Here is a 22,891-nt window from a genome sequence, read left to right as displayed (position 1 = left end):
GCCTATATGAAAGATAAAAAAAATTATTACATTACATCCGCCATTGCTTACACCTCAGCAAAGCCTCATGTTGGGAACATTTATGAAATCGTATTAGCTGATGCTATCGCGAGATTTAAACGTGCACAAGGCTTTAATGTTCGTTTCCAAACTGGAACAGACGAGCATGGACAAAAAATTGAGGATTATGCGATTGCAGCGGGTATTACACCAAAAGAACATGTCGATAACATTTCTACAATTATTCGTGACCTTTTTGATCTCATGGACGTAAAATATGATTACTTCATTCGAACCACAGATGAAGATCATAAAACACAAGTCAAAAAAGTATTCAAAAAATTACATGACCAAGGGGATATCTATAAAGGTGTTTACGAAGGTTGGTACTGTAAAGCTGATGAAGCATTTTACTCAGACATTCAAGTTAAAGATGGTTTATGCCCAGATTGTGGTGCAAAATTAGAACGTCAAAAAGAAGAAACATACTTCTTTAAAATGAGTAAATACCAGGATCGTTTGGTAAAACATATTCAAAATAATCCAAATTTCATTCAACCAGAATCACGTAAAAATGAAATGGTCAAAAACTTTTTAACAGAACCACTTCACGATTTAGCGGTTTCTCGTACAAGTTTCAAATGGGGAATTCCTGTTGATTTTGATCCAGAACATGTTGTTTACGTATGGATTGATGCATTAATCAACTATATTACAGGTATTGGATATGATGCTGATGGAAACCATAGCGCAGAGTTTGCGGAATGGTGGCCGGCAGATGTTCACTTAATTGGTAAAGATATTTTACGATTCCACACAATTTACTGGCCAATTATTCTCATGGCATTAGATGTTGAATTACCCGAGCAAATTTTTGGTCATCCATGGTTACTTTCCGGTGATGACAAAATGAGTAAGTCAAAAGGAAACATGGTTTATGTTGACGACTTGGCTGCAGTGTTTGGTGTTGATCCTGTTCGTTATATTATGCTTCATGAAATGCCTTATGAACGTGATGGCCATATCACAAATGAACTGATGATTGAACGTATTAACACAGACCTTGCGAATATTATAGGGAACTTAGTTAATCGTACAGTTGCGATGATCAATAAATACTACGGGGGCGTCCTAACGGTAAACACTGTGACAGACCCACTAGATACAGAACTTGTTGATGCAATTCAAAATTTAATACCAAATGTCGAAACAAAAATGGAAACATTACATGTTGCAGATGCAATTAGTGAAATTGTAAGTCTTTTCCGTAAAGGAAATAAATATATTGATGATACACAACCATGGGTACTGGCAAAAGATGAAGCGTCAAGTGATCGCCTACAAACGGTACTTTATAATCTTGTAGAATTGATTCGTGTTGGTGGTATTGCTTTAGAAGCTTTCATTCCATCGACATCTCAAAAAATTCTTGACCAAATTAATGTTGAAGATCGTTCATTCGAAAGTGCGCGTCAATATGGTCGTACACCATTAGGTCACAAAGTTATCGATAAAACTGAAATTATCTTCTCACGTTTAGATAAAGAAGAAACTTTAGCAAAACTTACTGTTGAAGAAGAACCAGAAGTGGTTGAAGAAGTCGTCGAAGAAATCACGATAGATGAGTTCAAAAAAATGATCCTAAAAACAGGAACAATAGTGGATGTTGAGAAACATCCAAAAGCCGACAAACTCTATGTAGTTCAAGTTGACTTAGGATCTAAAACTGTCCAAGTCGTAAGTGGTCTTGTGGAACACTTTACGAAGGACGAACTAATGGGGAAACAAGTTGTTGTTGTAACGAACTTAAAACCTGTCAGTTTACGGGGTGTCCAATCAAACGGAATGATTCTAGCAGCCAAAGATGCTGAGGGAATGGATCTTGTTTCAGGTGGAACTGTCGCAAACGGAACTCAAATTAGTTAACCAGTCCCTCCGCAAGGAGGGATTTATTTTTTAGGAGGAATTTATGAAAGTTGTTTTTATCCGTCATGGTCGTTCCATGGCCAATGATACGGGTGTATGTGCAGGTTGGTACGATACACCGTTATGTGAAAAAGGAATTGAAGAGTTACATCAACATCGAGAAACGTATACCTATCCCAAAACCGATCGTTACTACAGCTCTGATCTGAGCCGCGCTTACGATACCTTTAAAATTCTTTATGGTGATGAAACACCGCTTGCAGAGAAAACATCAGCATTTCGTGAAATGTCAGTGGGCGATTATGAAAATGTTGCGTGGGATGCCATGGATTTTAATCCGTTCGACGAACTTTTTGGCAACAACAAGCCAGTTCTAAATGGTGAGACTGTTTCGCAAATGAGTTTACGTGTTTTTGGAAAGCTAACAAAAATACTTTCCGAAATGGATGCATCGAATGAAGATAGTGTTACGATTGTTTGTCATGCAGGTGTAATTATGATGGTTCTTACATTTCTTGCGCCACTGTCGTTTGAAGAGCGTATGAATATTGAAACACCCAATGGATTGGGATATGTCATGGATTTAGATTTTGATGCAATGCACAATCATATCCGCCTTAACTCTTACCATAAAGTCTGGGAGTAAAGGTCGCTTTCAAAGGCGAATCTTGGTACAATACAACCAGAGGTGATAGCATGAAAGTTGTATTAGTAAGACATGGATTTACAGTTGGAAATGATTTAGGTACTTATACAGGTTGGAGCGACACAATGTTGTCGGATAAAGGAATTCGCGAACTCAAAGAATACCGTGAAACGTATAATTACCCAAAAACAGATCGTTATTATACATCTGATTTAACACGTACAATTGATACATTTAAACTTATTTATGGTGAAGAAACACCAATTACGGAATCAACATTTGCCTTCCGTGAGATTAACTTTGGTGATTATGAAGATGTTCGTTGGGATCAAATCAACAACATTCCTTACAATGAAGTTTATATCCAAAACAAACCCCATGTGAATGGTGAAACCATTTCTCAAGTTAGTTTGCGTTTGTTTGGAAAACTGACGGCAGTTCTTGGGGAAATGCAAAAAGCAGGCGAAGATAGTGTAACAATCGTCTGTCATTCAGGAGTCATTAAGACCATCTTGATGTTCCTCAAACCTGTATCTTTTGATAATTATCGTCGTATCGATACGCCAAATGGCTTGGGTTATATTCTCGATGTTGATTTTGATGCGTTAAATAACTACATCACATTGAACTATTATGATCCAATCGAGAAGATAAAATAAAAACTGTCTAAATAGACAGTTTTTTTTGTTCGATTATTTCAATGGAATTGCAATTGAAAATGGAATTAGTGTATCTTGACCGATTGACTCAACATATAAGATGTTATGTAGTTCATTAGTGTAATCAGCAGCAGTTACTGCCGTTTCATAAGTGACTGCCTCAGTTCGAGATAAATTAGATAAAGTAACGGTGTCATAGTTCAAAAAAGACAATGCGTTGGTACTCATAAACCCGTATTCGGGATTAAAGAATCGCGGAATTACAATATCTGTCTTTGGCTTGGCAAGGAAATAGTTTAGATTAACATCGGTTTTCTTGCCTGTGTTTGCTTTGAGATAAGCAAGCGTTCCTGGGAATCGTTGGTCAACGTTTAATTGATAGGTTTCAGCATTCTTTTGATACATAACAATGTATTCAAGTTTGCCACCATCTTGAGTGTAATCTTGTGTTGAATCAATATTCCTCAAATCATTAGTATAGATGGTTCCAAGTTCTGTAAAGTTTCCAGTGAACTCATGCTCAGCTGTCAGAGTGTTATTAAAAATTTGCATCGCAGTAGGATTAAAACGTGGTCGTGATAATGGATTAATTTGAATCAGTGTTTCTGATGTATGCATCATTGAAAAGAGTGGATCCAACTTGTCTTTACGAACAAAGAACTCTCGGTTCATTTGACTGCCATTATCTAAGTTATAGGAAAATTTGAGTAACGCATATGGTGACTGCCCTGGTTCTGTAAAGATATCACTGTAGGATAATACTGATGCGTCTTTTTCGAAATCATCGACAATTGATTGGTGGAATGCAACGAAATCGTTAATACCCTCATCAGATGTGATAAAGATATCTTTAGTTGATCCTTCACCAAAAGGTAATTGAGCAACGGTACTTCCTGAAATCTTAATGCGCTCAACATTTTCGGCATTTGGGACGCGTGTTGTGAAACCATAGCCATTTGATATAAAAATAAATGCACAGGTTACAATTGTAACAAGAACAACAATACCGTAGTTTCGTGTTATTTCTCGGATATTTCGTGTCGATCGGTTTTTGATAATATTTAATAAAACGTAAATGACATAGCAAAGTAAAATTGGGAGAATGATGACGAATGGTGATAGGAAATGGTTCACATTAGTGAGAATTGCCCAGAACGCAATCAAACCAACCAGTAACAATGCCGTGAATAAAGATGTAATGAGACTGAAGAAGACCCGATTCGTAAACGGTTGTTCTGTCTTTTCAGATTTTCGAATTTGGTAGAGATAGATAGAAACAGCATTAATAATTATTCCAAGAATAAGCCAGTACGATGAGATAATCGTAGGACTGTATTCAACCCCTAAACTATTGGTAACATGGAATGTTGCGATATGAGGCGAGAAGAGTGCAAGCATCTCGCCAGACCCTGATGCAAAACCAAGAATGAAGCGTCCGGCAAAAAATTGGACAGCGGTATATGCAATATAAGGTGCAATAGATAGAATTACAGTGTAGATAATTGCATCGGACAATGTTCCGGTATTCATGATGACAAAAATTGTCATACTCATTATTGCCGCGAAAATAATAACTAAACGGGCATATATAAAGAGATGTTCAACGGACATTGGAATAATATTCAAGATATAAGAAAGAATATAACCCAAACCATATGTAATCGTAAATGGAATTACAACCATCATTAACGATGCAAATAAATAGGTAATATATAGGTCACGACGTCGTACTGGCAACGAGTGATAAATATTCACCGATTTACTCGAAAATAAATAGTTAAAGAATAAGAATGGTGAAATGGCACTGATGAAAACAGTGACAGTCGCAAGGAGGCTAACCAAGAATTGTGGAAATGGATTCAATGTCGATGTTGCTGAACTATTGAGCCAATTGATAAAGATTGGTAGTGGAAAAGTTGTTAGCAATAAAATAGTGAAAACCGTCATAAATGCCTTGAGTCGTTTCGCGTGGAAGCCGATGAGATCAAAGTTTATCCGTGATGTGAATAAGAGTTTCATATGTTGACCTCCGCCATAAATATTTCATCGAGTGATGTATCATCATGTTCGTAAAGAATAGGGTTTAATGTTTCAAGAAATGCTTCTATTTCTGAACGATTTCCTTTAACAAGAAGTGTAAAAATTCGTGATTTACCACTGATGCGTAGTGTCTCAATGTTTGCGAATACTTTAGGATCAATATCGTTCGCAAATGCAATCTGGTATTTATGATAGGAATTTAAGAACTCTTCTTGAGAGTAGTTCATCTGAATTGTATTCTTATCTAAGATAACTACTGAATCGCAAATATCTGATAACTCTTGAAGGTTATGTGATGAGATGATCACAATTGTTTTATTTGTTGCAACTTCATCACTAATCATTTGGCGAATTTTGAAGCGCATTAAGGGATCAAGACCATCAAATGCTTCGTCCAAAAGCAGTACTTTGGTGCGTGCTGCGATTCCAAGAAGGAGTGAGACTTGCCGTTTCATCCCTTTCGAGAAGGAGTTTAAAGATTGATCTTCATCTAAATCAAAAAGATAGAGTAATTCATAGAAACGACCATCGTCAAAATTTTTATAGAAGACTTTATAAAAATCGCGCATCTCTTTGATGGTTGCTTTAGTCATAAAATAGGCGTCATCGCTGACAAAGAAAACCTCTTTTTGGACATTTGGATTATCGAAAACTTGTTGTTGGTTAAATGCAACAATTCCTGCATCAGCTTCAACGACACCAGCAATGAGTCGTAAAAAGGTGGATTTTCCAGCACCGTTTCGACCAATAAGTCCTAAAATCGTACCATCTTCAATACGGAGGTTGATGTCTTCGAGGACTTCGCGATGCTCGTAGCGTTTGTTAACATTAATAAATTGGATCATGAGTGTGCCCTCTTTAGAAAATTTTGAACAGTCTCTGGGTCTTCACCCAGTTCAATAAGTTGTTGATATGCACTTGCTAAGATTGAATAGGCATCTTCTAAGACTGAGTCTAGTCCTTCGGTTGTCTCACTGACAAACGACCCCTTTCCTGCTACGGAATAGATTAAACCCGCCATTTCGCATTCGTGATATGCCTTCGAAACCGTATTCGGATTGATTCCTAATTCTTTAGCAAGAATCCGTACTGTTGGAAGCTGATCGTGTGGCTTCAATATCCCAATAGCGATATACTTAGCGACTTGTTGCACAATCTGTTCAAAGATTGGCAAGGAACTTCTTGAATTAATACTGAACATAATGTCACCTCTATCTGTACCACTTATAGTAATACAGTAATACAAAGCGGTGTCGGCTGTCAATAGTTTAAGCATAAAATAGCGGATTTTATGGATAATGTGTTAAAATCTAAGACGGAGGCTTTAGATATGTATGATGTTATAGTAGTAGGAGGCGGTCATGCCGGTGTTGAAGCAGCAGTAGCTGCAGCTCGCATGGGACAAAAAACTGCACTCTTTACGTTAAATATTGATCGAATCGCAGCCATGCCTTGCAACCCCTCAATTGGAGGTCCTGCAAAAGGTATTGTTGTTCGCGAAATTGAGGCATTGGGTGGTGTTATGGGAAAAATTGCAGACCAAACAGCACTACAATTCCGTGTATTAAATTCAAGTAAAGGACCAGGCGTACAAAGCTTACGAGTCCAATCTGACAAAATCGAATACAGTAAAGCTATGCGCGATGCTGTATTGAATGAACCAGGTATTGAAATTGTCCAAAAAATGGTGGAAGGACTTGTTGTTGAGGATGGGAAAATTGTTGGTATTCAATGTGCTAACGATGAATTCATTGCAACAAAGACGGTTATTATTACTTCTGGAACCTATATGAGCTCAAAAATTTTGGTCTCAGATCGTGTTACTCACTCAGGTCCTGAAGGTGATCCAACGTCAAACAAGTTGTCCAACTCAATACGTGCTCTTGGTCTAAAAACATTCCGTTTAAAGACTGGAACCCCTGCACGAGTCTATACAGATAGTATTGACTTCACAAAGACAACGATCCAACCTGGTGATGACAAACCGTATTATTTCTCAAATACAACACGTAAAGAAGATGTTATTCAAGAACAATATGCTTGTTACCTAACCTATACAAATGAAGAAACTCATAAAATTATCCAAGCCAACTTAGGAAAATCAAGTATGTATTCAGGTGTTGTAGAAGGTGTTGGTGCGCGTTACTGTCCATCTATTGAAGATAAGATTGTACGTTTTGCAGATAAAGAACGTCACCAAATTTTCTTGGAACCAGAGGCAGCATCGCTTGATACAACATATGTTCAAGGACTCAGTTCTTCATTACCTGAAGATGTACAAGATGCTATGCTTCGTACGATTCCTGGATTGGAAAATGTACGTGTTCAAAAATATGGCTATGCCATTGAGTATGATGCAATTGACCCAATTCAATTGAAACCAACTCTAGAAATAATGTCAGTTGATGGTCTGTTTACAGCGGGCCAAATTAATGGTACTTCAGGGTACGAAGAAGCAGCGGGCCAAGGACTAATGGCGGGTATCAATGCAGCATTAAAAGTACGTGGGGAAGAACCACTTATTTTAAAACGTGATGAAGCTTATATTGGTGTTATGATTGACGATTTGGTGACAAAAGGAACGTTAGAGCCGTACCGTTTGCTCACATCTCGTGCAGAATACCGTCTGTTATTACGTCACGATAATGCGTATAGACGTCTATCCCATTTTGGACAACGCATAGGCTTATTACATGATGATAAAGCACAATCTATTCAAGATGATATTGCGATTATTGATGCGTTTATTGAAGAAGCGAAAACAATCAAAGTACCTCATGATGAAAACTTTACGGCATACTTTGCGTCAAAGGATTCTCCGTTTGAAAGTCATGACTTAACATTATATGATGCAGTTAAACGTCCGGGTATTGAATTACTGGAGATGCTTGAACTGTTCAATATGGATGTTCGTCAAGATCTTGCATTCCAAATTCAAGTAGAGATTAAGTATGAAGGTTACATCCGTAAAGCCATGAAGGATGCGGAAAAACTACGTTCGATGGAAAATATAAAACTTCCAGAAGACATTAATTATGATGCCATTGATAACTTATCAATTGAGGGAAAACAAAAACTTGGATTGGTACGTCCTGTCACAATGGGACAAGCATCACGAATATCGGGAGTTAATCCTGCAGATGTCGCAATCCTAGCAATGGTTCTCAAACAAAGAAATAAACAAGCTTAACACCCATTCGTGGGTGTTTTTCTTTGCAGTTTACCACCCAATAATGTATAAAAATTGAAAACTGATCACTTTTAGAATGACTTCGAGATACAACATCATGAATACACCAAAAAAATGATATAATACAAGTAATCGACCCCAAAGGAGGACCTGTTATGAAAATAGGGACAATCGGAAGTGGTGTTATTGTTGAAGAATTTATCCAAGCTGCACGGATCGTTGAAGGTGTTAGTTTTGATGCCGCATATTCAAGAACCATGGACCGTGCATCACTTTTTGCACAAAAAAATGACATACCTAAAGCTTATGATGATCTTGATGCAATGCTAGCTGACCCAGCGTTAGATTTTATTTATATTGCATCACCTAATAGTTTGCATTATAGCTATACAATGCAAGCACTCCATGCTGGAAAAAATGTCATTGTAGAAAAGCCCTTTGCTGGAAATGTGGCCCGGGCACAAGAAATGATTGCCTTGGCAAAAGCGAAAAATTTAATGTTGTTTGAAGCAATTTGCAACATACATATGCCACACTTTAAGTATATTAGTCAGCAATTCGACCGAATTGCTCCAATTAAGGCAATTCAATGTAATTTTAGCCAGTACTCAAGCCGTTATACACAATTAAAAAATGGTGAAGTCACAAATGTCTTTGATCCACAATTTTCTGGCGGAGCGCTAGCAGATATTAACATTTACAACCTTCATTTTGTTGTGGGTTTATTTGGGAAACCTGATCATGTTACTTACATCGCAAATACGCATGAAAATGGTATTGATACTTCTGGTGTTGTAACACTAACGTATCCTGGTATGGTTGTTGAATGTGTCGGTGCAAAAGATAGTTTTTCTAAAAATTTCGGACAAATCCAAGGCGAAAACGGTTACCTCTACATTCCTGAAGGCGTAAACAGTATTAAAAGTGTCGAAACGATTACAAAAGACGCAAAAATCGATTATAATATTCAAGATAAACCACGTCTTTACTATCAAGTAGATGTATTCAAAAATATTTATGATACACAAGATTTTGTGCGTCGTGACGCATTACTTGAACACAGCCTTGCTGTTGTCGAGGTTGCAGAAAAAGCACGCGATGCAATCAATCTAAAATTTGAATTTTAATAAAGGAGTATGCATGAATTTCAACGTATTTATAGAACAGATAAATACATTAGGAATTGTTGTTTCAGATACGATGGAGCAACAATTTTTAACGTATAAATCACTCATTCAAGAAGTGAATCAGGTGTTGAATCTTACCGCAATTGACGATGATGCAGGGATTTTCCACAAGCATTTTTATGATTCATTACTGATATCTCCATTGATTAAGGCAAACACTACCTTAGCGGACATCGGTAGTGGCGCTGGATTTCCAGGAATTGTCATTGCTATTGCAAGACCGGATGTTCATGTGACATGTATTGAGCCAACAACAAAGCGTACAAATTTTCTAAATCGTGTTGTTGCAGAATGTGGTCTCAAAAATGTTACTGTTTTGAACCAACGAGCTGAAGACGCAATCGTTGATTTGAGAGAATCGTTTGACTATGCGACGGCACGGGCTGTGGCATATCTCGATATTCTCAGTGAGTTATGCCTTCCATTCGTCAAAATGGGTGGAACCTTTCTGGCAATGAAAGGTCAACGCGCGATGGAAGAACTGGAAATATCAAAAAAGGCCATCACAACCCTTGGTGGGTCATTCAAAGAAAGTCACTTTTTTGATGATGAAATTATGGGTGAGCGATATAACCTTGAAATCGTTAAAATTAAGAACACGCCAAAGAAATATCCACGTATTTATGCTAAAATAAAGAAGACACCGTTGTCGGGGAGGAATCATGATTGATCGCAAAGATATACCGATTGAACTAGTACAGCCCAATCGTTACCAACCACGTACTGTATTTGATGAAGAAAGCTTATTGGAATTAGCTCAGTCTATTCGTGAGAATGGCTTAATTCAACCAATAGTTGTTCGTGAAGTTGATGATCATTATGAGATTATTGCAGGCGAAAGACGTTATCGCGCCATGCTCATGTCCGGATTTTTAACGGTACCAAGTATTATTAGCAATATCAATGATGAAAAAAGTGCAACATTAGCACTGATTGAAAATATCCAAAGAGAAAATTTAAGTGTCCTTGAGGAAGCACGATCATACCGTGACTTACTAAGACTTCAAGGAATTACGCAAAAAGAACTTGCATCACGTGTCGGAAAATCACAATCAGCAATTGCCAATAAAATTCGTTTGTTGGAATTACCTGAACCAATTCTTGAATCACTCGGGAAAAGAGAAATAACGGAGCGTCATGCACGTGCACTATTGGGTGTTGAACGTGAAAAACAAGAAGAATTCCTAGAGGCGATACTTGCCAAAAAGTTGAATGTTAAACAAACAGAAACTATGGTAAATAAACCGAAAAAACGCAAACCTGTTACGCGTGGAATTTCCCAACATATTAAAATTGGTATCAATACGATAAACCAATCTGTACAGATGATTGAAAAAACAGGAATTGCTGTAAAAGCAGAAATGGAAGACTTAGAAGACGAAGTTGTCATGACAATTCGCTTCCCAAAATAAAACCATAGAAATAAAGGATGTGAGTCAATGGGGAAAATTATAGCCGTAGCAAATCAAAAAGGTGGCGTAGGAAAAACAACGACCAGTATCAACTTATCTGCAGGATTAGCTTACTTAGGTCAAAAAGTTCTACTAATTGATCTGGATCCACAAGGAAACGCATCGCAAGGTGTTGGCGCAAGTCGTATGTCAATTAAAGACAGCACCTATGACCTAATCCTTACAGATAAAGAAGTAGAAGATGTAGCGATTTCGCTAACAACACCACCAATGGATTTAATTCCTGCTACCATCGATTTAGCAGGTGCTGATCTTGAGATGGTTGAGTTTAAAGTAGGACGTGAACGTTTACTTAAAAATAAATTAGAATCAGTCAAAGACAAATACGATTTCATTATTATCGATTGTCCACCATCATTGGGATTACTGAATACAAATGCATTAACTGCAGCAGATTCCGTAATAATTCCAGTACAATGTGAATACTATGCTTTGGAAGGATTAACACAATTACTTTCAACCATTCGCCTTGTACAAAAACTGTTTAATCCAGAATTAAAAATTGAAGGCGTACTCCTTACCATGTTTGATGTTCGTACACGTTTGAGTGTCGAAGTTCAACAAGAGGTTCGTAAGTATTTCAAAGAACGCGTCTACAAAAGTAATATACCGCGAAATGTTAAATTATCTGAAGCACCATCTCGAGGCAATACGATTTTTGAATATGACCTCAAATCCGAAGGTGCAAAAGCTTATGCTTCATTAGCAAAAGAAGTTTTATCGCAGAATAAGAAAGAGAGTTGATATACATGGTCGATAGCAATCGCCTTGGACGTGGACTTGGAGCCATCTTTGGAGACGATGTAAGTAATGTCTTAGAAGATATTCAACAGGGAAAAAACGATGCATTTGGAGGCGTTAAAAACGTCATCAACATTAAAGATATTCGTACAAACCCGTATCAACCACGCCGCCACTTTGATGAACAGAAAATCGCAGAGTTGGCCGAATCAATTAAAACACACGGTTTATTTACGCCAATTTTAGTTCGAGAAACTAAAAAAGGATATGAGCTTGTTGCAGGAGAACGCCGTTTACGTGCGTCAAAACTTGCAGGTCTCAAAGAAATTGCAGCTATCGTTGTTGAATTTGATGATTCACAAATGATGGAAATTGCGATTATTGAGAACGTTCAACGTGAAGATTTAAATGTCATTGAAGAAGCTATGGGATATCAATCCCTAATTGAACGTCTTGGGTTAACTCAAGAAGAAGTCGCATCACGTGTCAGCAAATCACGCAGTCATATTACCAATTTGCTCAGACTTTTACGCTTGCCAAAAGCGGTCCAAGAGATGGTAAGTGAGAATAAATTAACGATGGGTCATGTTCGTCCGCTTGTAACACTAGAAGACGATAAAGAAATCATTCGTATCGCTCAAGAAATCTATGATCGCAAATTATCAGTTCGTGAGGCTGAGGCACTTGTCAATAAACAAGGGCAAACCGATGAACCGAGCGAAAAGAAAACTTCGGAGCATCCTGAGTACAGCTATGTGAAGTCACTGTTTGAAAAGAAACTTCAGACACGTATCAATGTAGATAATAAAAAAGTAACAATTCATTTCTCAGATGATGATGACTTAAACAGAATCTTAGAAATTTTAGGAGTTATGGAATAGTAATGATCCGGTAAGGAGGACATATGCCATTATTCTTTCAAGTAATTGCGATGATTGGTGCCTTAAGTGCGATACCGCTCGCAATATGGATGTATCGAAAAAAATACATCGATATCTTTATTCTGGGTGGGATAGGAATATATGTTGCCGTGTTTAGTAGTATGGAACCAATGCCATTGTTTGCTATTAATTCCGACATCTTTATTATTCGATTTATAAATGATTTTCTACTAGTTCAGCTCTTCTCAATAACACTTGTATTGTGTGTTGTGTTGTTAGTTACGATACTATACCGAAAATTTATCAAGAAACAATAACTCTGGGTATTAAATACCGAGAGTTTTTCTTTGAAAAAACTTAAGAAACGCACATAGTTGCGATAGTATCCAAAAAGCAAGATAACACATGAAATTCTCAATGTTTTCATAGCAATACGGTATAATTTTTCGTAATCTATAAGATAGAAAGGTAGAATGCACATTAGTATATTCTATAGACACGATAGTATGGCACAAATTTATTATGTAGATGCACAATTAGGTCATGATACAAATAGCGGAACCAGTTCTCACGAAGCATGGCAGTCGCTCAAGAATGTTAATACGATACTATTTCAACCGGGAGATTCAATTCTATTTAAAACGGATTGTGAATGGTTTGGACAATTGCATCCACACGGTTCTGGAACCGTCGATAAGCGCATTAAAATAGGTTCATATGGTACAGGGGCACGGCCAGCAATACACGGCATGGGTGTCACGTCTGTAATTTTACTCGTCAATCAAGAATTCTGGGAAATATCACATTTAGAAATAACAAATAAAAATCCTGAAGGTGCTGTACCTGGTCCACGTCGTGGTATAGATATTCAAAACGTTAACTACGGAAATGACACTAATCAGGTTACCAACCTCGATACGATAACCAAGCTACATGATTTCTACATCCATGATATGTATATTCACGATATTCAAGGTGAAGATAAAAAAGATGCTGATGGAAGTGCAGGAATACAGTTCAGTGTATTAATTCCTAATATTTTGGAGGGGATTCCAGCGGAACATTCAGTCAATCAACGGAGCACATTTGATGGAATCCGAATTGAAAATAACGAATTAAGAAACATCGACCGTTCAGGGATTATCTTTTGGACTGATTGGAAGAGTCGTGATTTATTACGCCATGCTGACTTCTTGTATGGTGATAAAACAAAAACGCCTTGGACTCCTATCTTAAATACTTATATTGCCCGTAACAAGTTATTTAATATTGGTGGTGATGGGATTGCGCCTCATATGACAGAATCTGCAATCATCGAATATAACTTTATTGACGGTTACAATACAACATCTGAAGGCTTTAATGCAGGAATGTGGGTTTGGAATAGTGATAATGCGTTATTCCAGTACAACGAAGCAACGGGTGGGATATCCATTCGTGATGGAATGCCGTGGGACTTTGACCAAGCTAACAAAGGAACGATTTACCAATACAATTACTCTTATGGAAATGAAGGGGGAACACTCCTTATTTGTCCTGAAAATGAGGGTAATGGGATTGTCGACTGTATCTTCCGTTATAACCTAAGTTATAACGACTTATATCAAACCTTTACAATTGGTGTTGGTGACACCGCTCAAAACATTCAAGTTCATAATAATGTCTTCTATCTGGATGAGACGATGAATACGAATCATATGGTTGCTCAAGGTGGTAATAACCATGCAGAAATATTTAATAACATTTTCGTAAATCATGGTACTGGTACTTATACAAAGAAAGATAAATGGCAGTACCGCCATAATCTCTATGTTGGTAATAATATACCTGATTTTGAAACGATTCCTGATGTGCAACCTTCGTATGATGATCCGCAGTTTGTAAATACAGATTTTCCAGGAACGATTCTTAATAAGGAAATGGAAACGCGTGATGTAACGGACTGGTCAGCTCTGAACGGTTTCAAGGTCTTGATGACATCACCCGCTATTGATGCTGGAGTGCCTGTTTCAAACGATCCATTAGATTTCTATAAAAACGAAAGTGGTCTTTATGCAAATATTGGCCTCGATCAAAAGACACGCTAAACAGTGTGTTTTTTTTCTAGGAATCAAGGAGTCACAACATAAGCGCTAAAGAATGCGAGTTAATCATAATTTGACGTCATTTTCGTTAAACATGGTAAAGCTTGAAGAAGACGAACAATTGTGGAGGGTGCAATGAAAAAATTGTGGCAAATGATCGTTAAACATGCGTTGCTGATTTGGATTATATTGGTTTATCTGGGTGTGATGCTTTATCTTCAAATTTATGATTTTTTTGTGGGGTACCTATTTTTTGATATTGCATACAGTTCTGGGGATAATATTGCAAGCGTTCGTGATTTATCAAATTCGATTGTTTCAGATTTGAGTCTGGGAATGACGGTATTTCTAATTGTTTCAGTCATCCTTTACTTTATGATGTTGCGAAGAAAACAGACAACGGCATCAAAAGGATGGGATTAAACAGGTAACAGTATGACATTGAAAAGGAGAGTGATTAAGCACACTTTCCTTTTATTTCGACTATATTTGCAATAATTCCCAAAGAAAAATAACAATAAAACAATCGATGATGTGTAAGTGGTTGCACATTTCGATTATTTTAAATAATTCTCTTATATATTATCTTGCTATAAGTTATCATGTTCTTGGTACCCCTTACATGTACAATTATAAGTTATTTTGTCTATAGCAAGAAAGCATAAAGCAAGCACAAGATTATTATGGCTCGATAAGATATTAAGCCGTATTATGTAAGTGCATACATTACTAAAAGTCAGTAGCGGCTCAACTCGAGTCATTACAAATAGGTGTATCCCAGGAGGAAATAGTATGAAGAAAATACTAGTATTATTATTGAGTTTATTAGTGCTTACTGCTTGTGGGTCAAAAGCTAGCGGTGGTGCTCAAACTGAAGCAGATATGGCCAAAGCAGAACGCGTTCTTGAAGGAACGATTCAAATTTATGCGCCAAAAGGAAAAAACTCTGACTATCTTACAAAGTCAATGGAATTATATAATCAAAAATACTCAGCGAATCTAAAATTAGATTTAGTTGATGTTGCTCCAGCAATTCCAATGGTACAAAAAATTACACCAATGCTTGTATCAGATGAAAAAATGCCAGAATTAGTATTCATGCAAGATTCAGTAGCAGGTTCTATCTTTGAAAAATTCGAAGACCGTTTCTACTCTGCTGAAGCATTCGGATTTGTTGGTGAACACGGAAGCAAATTCTACCCAGCAAAAATGAACATGCTTAAAAATATTGCACCAAGTAAACAAACATTTGGATTCCCTAATGACTGGGGTAATGCAGCAATGTTCTATAACGATGCGGCATTCAAAGAAGCTGGTGTCAACATGGAAGAAGTTAAAACATGGGACCAATTCATTGAAGCAGGTAAAAAACTTAATGCAGCTACAGGTAAAAAATTAATGTACATGCGTGATACTGGTGAAGTCGATATGATCAACTATCTGACAGAACAACAAGAAGTATCTATGTTTGATGAAGCAGGAAACTTGAACTTGCTTAATGATGCTGTAATTAAAGCATACGATGTAGTAAACCAAATTCAAGAAGCAGATCTTGCAGCTTATGGACCATCAAATGACTATATTAAAATTGGACAAGAAACAGGTGTTATCTTACAAGGTGGTTGGTTAGCGTCAATGCAATCAAAAGATTTCCCAGATGATTCAGGAAACTGGCGTGTCGCAAAATTACCACAAATGATTGAAGGTAAAGACGTTGCTCCAATGAGTGGTGGATCAAGCTACTATGTTACAAAAAATTCTGAAAATGCAACGGCTGCGTACCAATTCATTACATTTGCACTCACAGACCTTGATGCATTACAAGCATACATGGGATTCATGGGACTTCCTGCAAACATGGAAGCATATGAAACAGAAGCTGCTAAGAAACAATTCGAATACTACGGTAACCAAAGCATTCTCGAAGAACTCAATGAAATTAGTAAAACAAGTGTGAATGGATATGTTTATCCATATTCAACAGACCTTGCAAACTATATTCAACAAGCAAGTTATGACATTCAGTATAACGGTGCAGATGTAAAAACAGCACTCGAAAAACAAGCAAACGATTTTGCTCAAAAATATGGCATTAAAGTGAACTAAGTACTCTGATTTATGAGCACCTTCTCAGGTTTATTGCGGAGGGTGCTTCTTTGATTATTAAGGAGCATATATGAAAAGCAATATCGAATCACAACAATCCAAATCAGCTTATAAAATGTTGTCGCCGTTTATTTTCTTCTTTGTCCTAACGGTGCTAATACCTACTATCGCATCTCTCTTCTTTAGCTTTATGAAAATTTCATCTCAGTTTGAGTGGGTGGGATTCGATAACTTTATAGGGATTTTTAAAGATCCATTATTCTTCAAATCGTATGTGAACGTCTTTATTTTTATGGCCGGTTCAATTCCGATTACAATACTACTCGCATTAATCTTTGCGGTAATTCTTAATAAACCGATGGTCAAAGGACGTACGTTCTTCCGTACGGTTTACTATCTTCCTGCGATTACTTCAATTGTTGCAGTATCGTCTATTTTCTTAACATTTTACAATCCTACCGGACTATTCAACCAAGTACTTGCATTGGTAGGGTTAGGACCCATTCCATGGTTAACTGACCCATTCTGGGCTCGTGTATCAATCATAATAGTTTCAATCTGGCTCAATGTTGGTTACTATACAATCCTCTTCTTAGCAGGGTTGCAAAATGTTCCAGGTGAGATCTACGAAAGTGCAGATATAGATGGAGCCAACAAAGTCCAACAATTCTTCCGCATTACAATCCCAATGCTGAAACCTGTTATCTTGATGGCAATCATCCTATCGACGATTAACGGTTTGGGAGCATTTGAAGTTCCAAACATCTTGTTCAAAAATGGATTCGGTCCAGAATCATCTGTTGTTACTGTAGGGGTTAACCTCTATAAAACAAGCTTTGAGATGGTTGACTTCGGTCGTGCATCAGCAATTTCATGGACAATGGTCTTTGTATCAGCAGTTCTATCAATAATTCAGTTCAAGCTTGGAGGTAAAGATAATGAAGCGTAAATTACCATCATTAACTCTAATTTATTTCGTATTAATATGTGGTGTTGTTGTCTTTGCGCTTCCATACCTATACATGATTATTTCATCTACACAAACCAATGAAGTCATCCTTGGAACAACATTAAATTTCAAATTTGGACCACACTTTGGTGCTAACATTGGCGAAGTTCAAGAGAAATATGATTACGTACGGGTCTTGATGAATACAGCAATTATTACAATTGTCGGAACAGTAATTTCAACGTTTATCACTACTTTAGCGGGATATGTTATGGCTAAGTACAAGTTTAAAGGTCAAAAATTGATGTTTAACCTCGTTATGGTTTCACGGATGGTACCACAATTTGCTGTGATCATTCCACAATTCTATATCTTAAGCAAGCTTGGACTAACAAACACCTATGCTGGTGTAATCATTCCTGCACTTGCATCGACAAACTCTGTATTTATTATGCGTCAGTATGCTAAACAGATTCCTGATGAAATCTTGGAGGCACCACGTATTGATGGTGCCAATGAATGGACGATATTCTCGAAAATTGTAGTTCCGATTTTAATTCCAAGTATCATTACGACCGCACTGCTTACATTCATGGCATACTGGAATGCATATCTCATGCCATTAATTATGTTAACAGATCCAAAGAAATTTACAGTGCCACTTATCATTCAAAATATGACACAAAACTTCTACGATCCCTTAAACTACGGTGCTTTAATGGCATTGCTTGCTACATCAGTAATTCCAATCATTTTAATCTACGGTTGGTTACAAACAAAATTCAAAGCGACCAATTTGGATTCAGCAATTAAATAATGCTAAGACTGCTTGGAGCGAAACGGCTTGAAGCAGTCTTTTTATGAATAAAATCTAAAGGAGATAAGAATCTATGCATGATTCATTTGTTGGTAATATTAATTTGACACGTCACAAATTAAAACAAACACTAATGGTTCTCGATAGTACGGAACGACGTGCACTTATCGCACGTGCAGATCTTTTACTTACAGATACGTTTGTGTTTGATAATGAATGGGATATGGAACGTTCTCACGAACCAATTAACCTACCCAAAATGGATCGTGAATGGAACTATGTCCATAATAGTGATCTAGAATGGTCGTATATGTTTCACCGTCATACATTCTTAAATGATTTGTGGGCTGCCTATGCGCTAACAGACGATTTTAAATACATCGCCTATCTCATGGATTTTATTGATTTATGGATTCTGGAAAATCCGCATACAGAAGCAAATCATCCATTCAGTTGGCGAACAATAGATACCGCCATTCGCATGAACAATTGGATTCGGATTATTGATGCATTACGCGTGATGGAAGTTTTGGATACACAATGGGCAAACCGTCTTTGTGTGTCATTGGATGAGCAGGCTAAGCATGTCTCCGATAATCTCAGTATCATCCGTGCACAGAGTAATTGGGTTGCAATTGAAACTAGTAGTGTCATTGTCTACGAAATATTTAGATATCACGATGCGTCCAAACGAAGTACTTATAAAAATGCAGTATCTTTGCTGCAACTCTGTATGAAGCTGCAGATTAACCGTGATGGACTCCAGTGGGAACAATCGTTTATGTATCATCATGAGGTCTTAATGGTCTTACTCCAAGCATTATGGATTCAAAAGCAAAATGGGCTAAAGTCACACAGTCTTTTCCTTGAAAGTGCGGAACTGATGACCCGTGCTTCAGAAAACCTACGACGTCCAGATAGTACCCAAAGTAATTTTGGAGATAGCGATGTCGAGGTTATGGATGGAATTCTGGCTTTTGCGCAAACAGTTTTGGGTCGTGATGTCGAAGGAGCAAGAGGAAATCTCTTTTCAGTCATGCTCTCAGGGATTAACGAAACCGCAAGCGATGTAAATTCAGCATTAATCTCGACGCATATGTATGAGTCTGGAATTTCTATCATTAAGCATGCAGCATCTGGAAACTTTCTTATGTTTACGCATGGTCCGTTAGGAGGGGGACATGGTCATGATGACTTGTTGCATTTAGAACTTATGTACCGTTTCAAACCGGTCCTTATTGATTCAGGAAGATTTACCTATTTTGAAGCCAATCAATCACGTCTAAAATTTAAGAGTTCACGTGCCCATAATACTGTTTTATTGGATGATCAGGACTACAATGAACATAAAGATGCATGGGATACATTAAAGAACGTTGCGGCAGAGAACCGTGAATTCATTGATGGATCACGTCTCACTTATTTAAAGGCTGGCCACTTTGGGTATAGTACTGTCGCCAATGCTGTATATGTTCAACGTGAGGTAATTGCGTTAGAAGATATGCGGATTCTCGTCATTGATACGTCTCACGGTCAACAAAATCAAGCACTAACCCATCATTTTATCTTTAATTCAGAAGATGTCACCATTTCAGGACAGACAGCAATCCATCATGAAACCGGGTATCAAGTTCAAAGTTTTGGTTCAACACAGCCATGGATTCAAGAAACAACAGAAGTTTCAGAAACTTATAATAAAAAAAGAGAAACAGTCCGCATCATTAAAAAACATGCTGAACAAAAAGCAGTCACATACTTAAGTCCTGTGCAGTATCAAGATATCACGAGTGTACCGGTCTATGACGAACACGGAGCACTTATTGATCCGACTATTGTGAGTTGTTATCGCTTCGAGATTGATACAGTATACGAACATGTTTTGATACAACACCAAGAGCCTCAAGATGGCCGCAAGGTCTACGTGGTTTCAGGTCATTATTTTTACGGAACACTCATTCATTTTGTGACTGATGGCGAGTCCCTTATTTATGAAGAAAAACTACGATAGGAGTACTTATGACAGCAGAAATAATAAAGCAAGCGTTGGATCGTGTAGCAATCCAAACAGCATTAAATATGGAATATTTTGAAGACACATTTCCGTCGGCTTCGACACTTCAGAACCAATATCAGAAGGTAAAAAATGAAGACTGGGTAGAAGGTTTTTGGACAGGTATATTGTGGATGATGTTTGAATATCAACAACAACCAGTTTATCGTGAGATGGCACAACGTCATGTCATCTCATTTATAGATCGTATGGACCGTAATATTGTGCTTGACCATCATGACATGGGATTTCTTTATTCGTTGTCGTGTGTGGCATCATACCGCCTAACAGGAGATGAAGCAGCGAAAGAAGTTGCCCTTAGAGCTGCAGACAAACTCATCACAAGATGGCACGAAAATCCAGGTTTTATCCAAGCGTGGGGTGCTAAAAATGATCCTCAAGAACATCGCTTTATTATTGATTCGCTCTTAAATTTACCCCTTTTATATTGGGCCAATGAAGAAACTGGAATTAGTGAGTATCGTGACATAGCTGATCGACATTATCAAATTTGTTTAACGTACCTCATTCGAGATAACGGGAGTAGTTATCACACCTATTACGTTGATCCAATAACACACATTCCAAGTCATGGATTGACGCGTCAAGGGTTTAGTGATGACTCGTCATGGGCCAGGGGGCAAGCGTGGTCAATTTATGGAATTGCTCTTGGCTATAAACATTATCCGCTGACTGAGACCATGAGCCAATTTATGGCAGTTACTGACTATTTTCTCGAAAAATTACCAGAAAACCAGGTCGCTTACTGGGATTTGATTTTTAATGATGGATCAGACCAACCGCGTGATAGCAGTGCGGCTGCAATTGCGGTATGCGGTATGCTCGAGATGCTACCCCATATCACAGATAGCGACTATAAGAAAAAGATAGAGTCAGCAGTTGATGCAATTATGCTTAGCCTCATCAAAAATTATGCCAATAAAAAACCGGCAAAGGGTCATGCGCTTCTTAATGAAGGTGTATATTCGTGGCATGACAATTTTGGCATAGAAGAAGGAAATATTTGGGGAGATTACTTTTATGTTGAAGCTCTGATGCGCCTCAACAATCCGTCATGGAAGCCATACTGGTAACAAAAACGCATATTTATATAACCGGTTTACTAGTACTGTTTACTAAATAATTGCGATACTGCACGTTATTCGCAATCTATTGCCTGAACCCGGCAGTTCTACAAAAAGTATATGGTATGATAGAAATGTAGTTGCATGTGTCGTTGCGTTGAATATAACGAAACATGAAGCATATGCCATCACAATTAACCCTATTGGTAAAAGGAGAATCTATGATTAAATTAGGTATTTACAACAAAGACAATCAGATCGTACGTGAAAAATTTGATCCTAAATATGAATTGCCAGATCGTTTACTGTATGGCGAATCGGAAGATGCGGTTCACATTGGAAGTCGCAAAATTGCACTTCAAGAAGGAGATTTTATTCGCCTTGAAGTTGATCAGCCTAATCAATACGTTTGGGTCAAGTTCGATGACACATTCGAACCCAGCCTAGTCTACATTAAAGATGCAATAACATGGGATTATCAAATACCATTTGAACAATTAGAACGTAGTGCTTTGAAAGATACATCATTCACCGGAAATGGTCACTATATTTATGCACGTTATGCTTATGATTTTGAAATTAGTCAGTATCGCAACTTGGCATTAAACCGCCACGCAGAATATCTCAACAAAGGGGTATACCCACATGCCTCAGCCAATGTGGAAACGCGAAATGACCCAACTTTCTTTGCGCGTAATGCAATTGATGGTGTTTGGGCTAATGATGATCATGGAGCGTACCCATATCAATCTTGGGGTATTAACCAACAAGATGATGCAGCACTAACGATTGATTTTGGACGTGAGATTGTGACAGATATGATTAGTATTACGTTGCGCTGTGATTTCCCTCATGATACGTGGTGGAATCAAGTATCGATGTCATTTGATGATGGATCCGAAGCAGTCTTTGAGACCGTTAAAACGGATGCCCGTCAAGTCTTCAAATTCGAAGCAAAAACCATTACGTCACTAACAATGCATTCATTGATTAAAGGAGAGCCAGGACCATTCCCAGCCCTCACCCAACTTGAAGTTTTCGGAACTAACAAATAAGAT

Annotated in this window: 21 protein-coding genes; 18 read left to right on the top strand and 3 right to left on the bottom strand. The window is 37.6% G+C overall.

Annotated features, from left to right (window positions below; translation table 11 throughout):
* The first annotated feature begins 6 nt into the window (after positions 1-6).
* The 3 genes from metG to G7061_RS00625 are packed head-to-tail and all read left to right on the top strand — an operon-like array spanning position 7 to position 3,231.
* A complete protein-coding gene (gene metG / locus G7061_RS00635) occupies positions 7-1,926 on the top strand; it encodes a methionine--tRNA ligase (RefSeq protein WP_159641732.1) in 1,920 nt (639 codons plus the stop codon).
* A 43-nt stretch (positions 1,927-1,969) separates the two neighbouring features.
* On the top strand, positions 1,970-2,572 hold the full coding sequence (locus G7061_RS00630; RefSeq protein WP_159634911.1) for a histidine phosphatase family protein: 603 nt from the start codon (positions 1,970-1,972) through the stop codon (positions 2,570-2,572).
* A gap of 50 nt (positions 2,573-2,622) precedes the next feature.
* Complete coding sequence (locus G7061_RS00625) at positions 2,623-3,231, top strand: histidine phosphatase family protein (protein ID WP_159650022.1); 609 nt, start codon at positions 2,623-2,625, stop codon at positions 3,229-3,231.
* 33 nt (positions 3,232-3,264) lie between these two features.
* Here G7061_RS00625 and G7061_RS00620 read toward each other — a convergent pair whose 3' ends face one another.
* The 3 genes from G7061_RS00620 to G7061_RS00610 are packed head-to-tail and all read right to left on the bottom strand — an operon-like array spanning position 3,265 to position 6,472.
* Positions 3,265-5,250: an ABC transporter permease gene (locus G7061_RS00620; protein ID WP_159641734.1), complete on the bottom strand. Its 1,986-nt coding sequence runs from the start codon at positions 5,248-5,250 to the stop codon at positions 3,265-3,267.
* Complete coding sequence (locus G7061_RS00615; protein WP_166118015.1) at positions 5,247-6,116, bottom strand: ABC transporter ATP-binding protein; 870 nt, start codon at positions 6,114-6,116, stop codon at positions 5,247-5,249. The genes G7061_RS00620 and G7061_RS00615 overlap by 4 nt, the downstream gene beginning before the upstream one ends.
* Positions 6,113-6,472: a GntR family transcriptional regulator gene (locus tag G7061_RS00610; protein WP_159641735.1), complete on the bottom strand. Its 360-nt coding sequence runs from the start codon at positions 6,470-6,472 to the stop codon at positions 6,113-6,115. The genes G7061_RS00615 and G7061_RS00610 overlap by 4 nt, the downstream gene beginning before the upstream one ends.
* 129 nt (positions 6,473-6,601) lie before the next feature.
* Between G7061_RS00610 and mnmG the strand changes: the two genes are divergently transcribed.
* From mnmG to G7061_RS00535, 15 genes are all read left to right on the top strand, one after another.
* Positions 6,602-8,461, top strand: coding sequence for a tRNA uridine-5-carboxymethylaminomethyl(34) synthesis enzyme MnmG (mnmG, locus tag G7061_RS00605; RefSeq protein WP_159634926.1), 1,860 nt, complete (start codon positions 6,602-6,604; stop codon positions 8,459-8,461).
* Positions 8,462-8,616: 155 nt separating this feature from the next.
* Complete coding sequence (locus tag G7061_RS00600; protein WP_166118013.1) at positions 8,617-9,588, top strand: Gfo/Idh/MocA family protein; 972 nt, start codon at positions 8,617-8,619, stop codon at positions 9,586-9,588.
* Positions 9,589-9,601: 13 nt separating this feature from the next.
* On the top strand, positions 9,602-10,318 hold the full coding sequence (gene rsmG / locus G7061_RS00595; RefSeq protein ID WP_166118012.1) for a 16S rRNA (guanine(527)-N(7))-methyltransferase RsmG: 717 nt from the start codon (positions 9,602-9,604) through the stop codon (positions 10,316-10,318).
* Positions 10,311-11,060, top strand: a complete 750-nt coding sequence (noc, locus tag G7061_RS00590) for a nucleoid occlusion protein (protein ID WP_159634935.1) — start codon at positions 10,311-10,313, stop codon at positions 11,058-11,060. Before rsmG ends, noc begins: the two co-directional genes overlap by 8 nt.
* A gap of 27 nt (positions 11,061-11,087) precedes the next feature.
* Positions 11,088-11,864 carry a ParA family protein gene (locus tag G7061_RS00585; RefSeq protein ID WP_159634938.1) on the top strand — a complete coding sequence of 259 codons (777 nt, stop codon included), beginning with the start codon at positions 11,088-11,090 and terminating at the stop codon, positions 11,862-11,864.
* 5 nt (positions 11,865-11,869) lie between these two features.
* Positions 11,870-12,742: a ParB/RepB/Spo0J family partition protein gene (locus G7061_RS00580; RefSeq protein WP_207948901.1), complete on the top strand. Its 873-nt coding sequence runs from the start codon at positions 11,870-11,872 to the stop codon at positions 12,740-12,742.
* A gap of 23 nt (positions 12,743-12,765) precedes the next feature.
* Positions 12,766-13,059: a hypothetical protein gene (locus tag G7061_RS00575; protein WP_159634941.1), complete on the top strand. Its 294-nt coding sequence runs from the start codon at positions 12,766-12,768 to the stop codon at positions 13,057-13,059.
* Positions 13,060-13,248: 189 nt separating this feature from the next.
* Positions 13,249-14,829 carry a hypothetical protein gene (locus G7061_RS00570; protein ID WP_166118010.1) on the top strand — a complete coding sequence of 527 codons (1,581 nt, stop codon included), beginning with the start codon at positions 13,249-13,251 and terminating at the stop codon, positions 14,827-14,829.
* Between the two features lie 132 nt (positions 14,830-14,961).
* Positions 14,962-15,249, top strand: a complete 288-nt coding sequence (locus G7061_RS00565; RefSeq protein ID WP_166118008.1) for a hypothetical protein — start codon at positions 14,962-14,964, stop codon at positions 15,247-15,249.
* A gap of 369 nt (positions 15,250-15,618) precedes the next feature.
* On the top strand, positions 15,619-16,932 hold the full coding sequence (locus tag G7061_RS00560; protein ID WP_159634950.1) for an ABC transporter substrate-binding protein: 1,314 nt from the start codon (positions 15,619-15,621) through the stop codon (positions 16,930-16,932).
* A 70-nt stretch (positions 16,933-17,002) separates the two neighbouring features.
* On the top strand, positions 17,003-17,881 hold the full coding sequence (locus tag G7061_RS00555) for a carbohydrate ABC transporter permease (protein ID WP_159634953.1): 879 nt from the start codon (positions 17,003-17,005) through the stop codon (positions 17,879-17,881).
* A complete protein-coding gene (locus tag G7061_RS00550) occupies positions 17,871-18,698 on the top strand; it encodes a carbohydrate ABC transporter permease (RefSeq protein ID WP_201287515.1) in 828 nt (275 codons plus the stop codon). The genes G7061_RS00555 and G7061_RS00550 overlap by 11 nt, the downstream gene beginning before the upstream one ends.
* Positions 18,699-18,771: 73 nt before the next feature.
* Positions 18,772-20,706, top strand: coding sequence for a heparinase II/III family protein (locus G7061_RS00545; protein WP_166118006.1), 1,935 nt, complete (start codon positions 18,772-18,774; stop codon positions 20,704-20,706).
* Between the two features lie 8 nt (positions 20,707-20,714).
* Positions 20,715-21,842, top strand: a complete 1,128-nt coding sequence (locus tag G7061_RS00540; RefSeq protein ID WP_166118004.1) for a glycoside hydrolase family 88 protein — start codon at positions 20,715-20,717, stop codon at positions 21,840-21,842.
* Positions 21,843-22,054: 212 nt separating this feature from the next.
* Complete coding sequence (locus tag G7061_RS00535) at positions 22,055-22,888, top strand: hypothetical protein (protein WP_159641743.1); 834 nt, start codon at positions 22,055-22,057, stop codon at positions 22,886-22,888.
* Positions 22,889-22,891 lie beyond the last annotated feature (3 nt).

The organism is Erysipelothrix sp. HDW6B (genome assembly GCF_011301115.1).
Classification (GTDB): domain Bacteria; phylum Bacillota_I; class Bacilli_A; order Erysipelotrichales; family Erysipelotrichaceae; genus Erysipelothrix; species Erysipelothrix anatis.
Note: the sequence above shows the minus strand (reverse complement) of the source record. Positions and strands in the feature narration are given on the sequence as shown.